General features: G+C 70.0%; 5 protein-coding genes. 2 read left to right on the top strand and 3 right to left on the bottom strand.

Annotated elements, in window-relative coordinates:
* Together fliK and BRAO375_RS18760 are read right to left on the bottom strand one after the other, a co-directional pair.
* On the bottom strand, positions 1 to 1,616 hold a 1,616-nt coding region (gene fliK, locus BRAO375_RS18755), incomplete at its 3' end, for a flagellar hook-length control protein FliK (protein WP_035641067.1).
* Between the two features lie 62 nt (positions 1,617 to 1,678).
* Positions 1,679 to 2,461 (bottom strand): ATP12 family chaperone protein, encoded by a 783-nt coding sequence (locus BRAO375_RS18760; RefSeq protein WP_009029034.1) that lies wholly within the window; start codon positions 2,459 to 2,461, stop codon positions 1,679 to 1,681.
* Between the two features lie 90 nt (positions 2,462 to 2,551).
* Here BRAO375_RS18760 and BRAO375_RS18765 point away from each other — a divergent pair, with 90 nt between their 5' ends.
* Complete coding sequence (locus BRAO375_RS18765; protein ID WP_009029035.1) at positions 2,552 to 2,992, top strand: hypothetical protein; 441 nt, start codon at positions 2,552 to 2,554, stop codon at positions 2,990 to 2,992.
* 57 nt (positions 2,993 to 3,049) lie between these two features.
* Entirely contained in the window at positions 3,050 to 3,223 is a 174-nt protein-coding gene (locus BRAO375_RS18770; protein WP_009029036.1) for a hypothetical protein, read from the top strand.
* A 12-nt stretch (positions 3,224 to 3,235) separates the two neighbouring features.
* Here BRAO375_RS18770 and BRAO375_RS18775 read toward each other — a convergent pair.
* On the bottom strand, positions 3,236 to 4,406 hold a 1,171-nt coding region (locus BRAO375_RS18775), incomplete at its 5' end, for an RluA family pseudouridine synthase (RefSeq protein ID WP_052536102.1).

Genomic DNA, 4,406 nt, shown 5'->3' on the forward strand with positions numbered 1-4,406 from the left:
CCGGCCTTGGGCGGCATCACGGCCGGCGGTGCACCGTCCTGCACCACGAGATCGCCGGGCGAGAGTTCGGCGCGGCTGAGCGCCTGGCTCAGCTCGGAGAGACCGGCGCGCAGCCGCGCGGCGGTCGCGGGACGCTCGGCCCACATCCGCACCGAGGTCCGCTCGGCGTTGAAGGCGATCAGCGCATGGACAGGCCCGGCCGGCTCAACATCCAGCGAGAAGCGCGCGCGCCAGGTGCGCCTGGCGGCGTCCGGCGCCTGCGGGCCGCCGTCGCGCGAGATCTCGAACTGCGCCATCGCCGTGCCCTGCGGTGTGGCGAAGGGGATCTCGAAATTCCAGCGCGGCTGCGTGGCATCGGTGCGCGGGGCTGACGCATCCGGGCGATCCGGCAGCGAGGCGACCTGCAGCAGGGTCTGGCGCGACAGCGCCTGATCGGTCTCGTCGAGCAGGCGATGGGCGATCGCCGGCAGCGGCGTATCCTGAGTGAGCGACGGCGTCGCCACGTGCTGCGGCACCGGCGCGCCGCCGCGGAATGGCGGCGGTGGCGTGTTGGTGCGGACGACGACCTCGCCGCGGCCATTACGGCCGGGAACGAGGCCGGCGGCGCGCGGGATCTGCTGCTGCGCCTCCTGCAGCACAGCCAGCACCGCGCCTGGAGTCAGCGACTGCGCCTTGGCGCCTGTGAGGCTCTCGATCAGGGCCGAGCCGGTGAAGCCGGCGGAGGCTGCGTCGGGCCGCCCCATGCCGGAAGACCAAGGCTGCGGCGGCAGCTCGATCTCGATGTCCGGCACCAGCGAGGGCGCGGTGTTCTGCTGTTGCGCGGCGGCGGCGCGGCCGGCCTCGGAGAGCACAGAGGCGTAGGAGGCGCCGGACGGCGGCGTCGAAGCGGTCGTGCCGGGATCGACCGTCTGCAGCACCGACGCCAGCGTCTGGCGCAGCACGATCAGGGCGGCCTTCAGGTCCGACGGCGCCGATGCCGTGCTGCCCTTGGCGAGCGAGGTTTCGAGGAACAGGCCGGAGTTCTGGACGGCGGTCTGAACGTCGTCGGCTGTCAGCGCCGCTGATAGCGGGGTCTGCTGCGCCAGCACCTGGGCGACAGCGGCGCGTAGCGCGGGGGGCAGGTTCGGCGAGTCGGCGACAGCCTGGAGATCTGCGAACAACTGGCCCTGGCTGCCCTGGCGGGTCGCCGCCTCCTCGCTGGCCATCGAGACCGCGAGCCGCTCCAGCCCGGTCAACGGGTCCGGCGGTGGGGCCAAGGTCGGCGCGAGGCGGCCGGTGACATCGACCACGGTGGCGGCGGGCGTCGGGGTGCCGCTCGTGCCGGAAGCTGTGCCCTGCCCGACGATCGCGAGCTGCAGGCCCTGCGCGGTCTGCGACACCGCGACCTGCACCGACTGGCCGGCCTGCAGCGGCAGCTCAGTGGCAAGCTCCAGCGACAGGTTTCCGATCGCGACCTGGACCAGATTCTCGGCGAGCACCTGCTGCACCCTGGCGCTGATCAGCGCACCGGCCTGCAGGGTGGTGCCCGACGTCACGTTCGGCGTCGCGCCGGACGCCGCGGTTCCCACGCTGCGGACGGCGCTCACAGATGGCGGCGGGGTGACACTCTGGACCATGCGCGTACTCGGGTTACGCGCGGGAGACTAGACCTTCGCCCTAAACCCGGCGTTAACCGGCCTCAGGCCGTCGGGTCGACCGCCCCGAGGATGCGCACCGCGGCGACATAGTCGACCTGCCGGGCGGCGCGGCGGCTCATGGCCTCCTCGTCCGCGCCCCATTGCTCGACATTCCAGTCCTCATCGACATTGGCGGCGGCCCAGACCTGGTCGGCGTCGCGGATGCCGTGGGCCAGCGCCAAAGCGAGCAGCGCCGATCCGGTGACGGTGGTTACCACATGCGCCGCCGCCACCGCCCAGGGACCGGTCGGCAGTGCGTCCCGAGCCGCCTGCACGGCGGCGTCCGGCTGGGTCACATGCATGATGCCCTCGGACAGGATGAAATGCGCGCCGAGGCTGTCGCGCGCCCAGTCCAGCACCGGGTCCCAATGCACGGCCTCGCGAGAGACCAGTTCTTCCGGATGACCGGCGCGGTAAAACAGCAGGTCGGACTGGAGGTATCTGGCCATGTCCTCGCGGACGTCGTCGACGCGGTCGACCACCGACTGCACCACGCTATTGGCAAAGCGCGTCAGCGGCATCGTCGCGGGATCGATGGTCTCGCCCTGCGCCCCCCACTCCGCGGCCACCGCCTCGGCCAACTCCTGGACAGGAACGACGACGACGCGCCCCGACGGCGTGCGGATCGGCCGGCCGTCGAGGGTGACGTGATGGCCGCCCTCGGTCTCCGCCGTCCCGGCCGCCTTGTAGAAGCGCTTGCGCTGCGGCGCGCGCATCGCCTGCCGCGCCGCCTCCTGCGGATCGGGCTTGCCCTGGCCGACCACCTCGTCAAACAGCTCACGCATATGAATTCAGGCCCTCTCGCGGGGAAGATCACACAGGATCCGTTGTTTGCGCGGTAGATAAGCCTTGATCGACCAAAATGCGAGCTGCCGATGCGTCTCCTGTTCTCCGCCCTCCTCCTGCTCGGCAGCGCCGTGCCCGCAGCCGCCGGCTTCCGGACCCCGGAATCCCTGGTGCGCAACGTCTATGCGCATTACGGCCAGGGAACGCCGGAGCTCTCCGGCGGACTGCCGCGCACGACCGAGGTGGCGGCGCAGTTCTTTGATGCAAGCCTCGCAAAGGCCTGGTCGGCGCCGCGGCGCGAGCCGTACGACTTCCTGGTGCAGAGCCCGCGCTGGAAGCTGGGACCTGTCGCGATTTCCATCCTGCGCAGGCAGTTCGACAAAACCTATGTCGCGGCCAGCTTCGACAACCTGGGCCGCCGCATCTCGCTGAACTTCATCGTCGCCAAGGGCCCGGACGGCTGGGTGATCCTCGACGTCGAAACCCCGCACGATTCGCTCTCGCTGTTCCTGGAGCAGTTCAGGAATTGAGGCTCGGCGGGATCGACTCTCCCCCGTTAGATGGAAGCCCCATCAAGGAGGATGGCCATGACCGTGGCAGAGATCATTCGTCGCGCGATCGCACTCAGTGAGCCGGATGGCGAGATCACGTTTGAGGAGCTGAACGGCCTGTTCGGTCCGGGCAGGCCGCCCGAGGACGTCGAAGACGTCTTTATCGCGCTTCGTGACGCGGGCATTCGGCTGGTCGAGCAGAGGAGCTGATTCCACCCCGCCTCACTCCTCCGGCGCGTTCTCGATCGGGTCGAAGCGGTCGTGCTCGAGGCCGAGCAGGTTCCAGGACTGCAGCATGTGCGGCGGCAGCGGCGCGGTCGCGTCGATGAACCCGCCGCGCGGATGCGGAATGACGATGCGGCGCGCCAGCAGATGCAGCCGATTCTGCAGGCCGCCGGGCAGCGACCAGTTCTCGATGTTGAAGTACTTGGGATCGCCGACGATCGGATGGCCGATATGGGCCATGTGCGCGCGCAGCTGATGGGTGCGCCCCGTCACCGGCTTGAGCGAGACCCAGGCGAGCTTGTTCGCCGACGCTTCGACGACGGCGTAGTAGGTCACGGCGTGGCTGGCGCCCTCGTCACCATGCGCGGCGACGCGCATGATGGTGTCGTCCTCGCCCTCGTCCTTGGCGAGATAGGTCGAGATGCGGCCCTGCTTCGGCTTCGGGACACCCGCCACCAGCGCCCAATAGATCTTGCGCGCCGAGCGGCTGCGGAAGGCGCCGGTCAAATGCGTCGCGGCGAAGCGCGTCTTGGCAATCAGCAGACAGCCGGAGGTCTCGCGGTCGATGCGGTGCACGAGCCGCGGCTTCTGGCCCTTGGAATCGCGCATCACCTCCAGCATCTGATCGATGTGGCGCGTCATGCCGGATCCGCCCTGCACCGCGAGCCCCGCGGGCTTGTTGAGGACGAGCACGTCGTCGTCCTCGTACAAGGTCATCGCCTTCAGGCTTTCGAGCGTCTTGCGCTCGCCCTCGGTGAGGCCGGCGCGCTCCTTCGGCGCGTCCAGCTTGAGCGGCGGAATGCGCACGCTCTGGCCCTCCTCCAGGCGGTCCTTGGAGTCGGCGCGCTTGCCGTCGACGCGCAGCTCGCCTTTGCGGACGATGCGCTGGATGTGGGAGAACGACAGGCCGGGAAAGCGCGCCTCGAGGAAACGATCGACGCGCATGTTGTTCTCGTCGGCGGTCACGACGACGGTCTGCACCTTGGTCGGCAACACTGCCGTCTCCGGCTCGACCTTTTTCGGCGGCGGCGCGGCGGGCGGCTTGCGCTCGGGCCGCTCCGCGCCGACCCGTGCAGGCTTGCCGGCACCGGCGCGCTTGCCGCGCGGCTCGAACGTCTCGCGGCGATCCTCACGTTCGGAACGGGGCGCCCGGACACGATCGCCCTTT

This window comes from Bradyrhizobium sp. ORS 375, from assembly GCF_000239775.1.
Lineage (GTDB): Bacteria > Pseudomonadota > Alphaproteobacteria > Rhizobiales > Xanthobacteraceae > Bradyrhizobium.

Bases quoted from the DNA above. Each gene is read 5' to 3' on its own strand.
- BRAO375_RS18770 (WP_009029036.1), top strand. From the start codon at position 3,050: ATGACCGTGGCAGAGATCATTCGTCGCGCGATCGCACTCAGTGAGCCG.
- BRAO375_RS18760 (WP_009029034.1), bottom strand. From the start codon at position 2,461: ATGCGTGAGCTGTTTGACGAGGTGGTCGGCCAGGGCAAGCCCGATCCG.
- BRAO375_RS18765 (WP_009029035.1), top strand. From the start codon at position 2,552: ATGCGTCTCCTGTTCTCCGCCCTCCTCCTGCTCGGCAGCGCCGTGCCC.